The 559-nt window shown below is 71.4% G+C and carries 1 protein-coding gene; it reads left to right on the top strand.

The window, feature by feature from the left end; genetic code table 11:
* On the top strand, positions 1-534 hold a 534-nt coding region (locus KUM32_RS37655), incomplete at its 5' end, for an ATP-binding cassette domain-containing protein (RefSeq protein WP_217146331.1).
* Between the last annotated feature and the right edge of the window lie 25 nt (positions 535-559).

Genomic DNA, 559 nt, shown 5'->3' with positions numbered 1-559 from the left:
GCCTGGTTCAACAGCTCGCCCATCCACACCATGTCAACGCTGGCGCGTGAGCGACTGCGTTGCGAACGCTTCGGGTGGATCGGCCCCGAACCGTGCCTCGTACCGGAGCTCAACGCCTGGGAGAACGCCGCGCTCCCCCTGCTGCTCCGTGGCACGCGCCGTAAGAGCGCCAAGCACGCGGCGCACGAATGGCTGGACCGACTCGACATCGGTGACTGTGCCCGGAGCCGACCTGCCACGCTCCTGCAGGCCCAGCGACAGCGCGTGGCCGTCGCCAGGGCGCTCGCCGCGGCGCCCGACATCCTCTTCGCCGACGAACCCACGGCTCCGCTGCACGGCCCCGACCGGGAACAGGTGCTCCGCACCATCACCACGGCAGCCCGTTCGCACGGCATCACCGTGGTGCTCACCGGCCACGGCACCGAGGCCGACGCCCTGGTCGACCGCTCCGTCTCACTCATCGACGGCCGCCGAAGCGGCTCCGTCCCCGCCCATCACGCGGAGGGCAGTGCGGCGTGCTCAGTCTCCGTCTAGTCCTCGGCGCGGGACCGCTGACGCA

The organism is Streptomyces sp. AC627_RSS907 (assembly GCF_019049165.1).
Note: the sequence above shows the minus strand (reverse complement) of the source record. Positions and strands in the feature narration are given on the sequence as shown.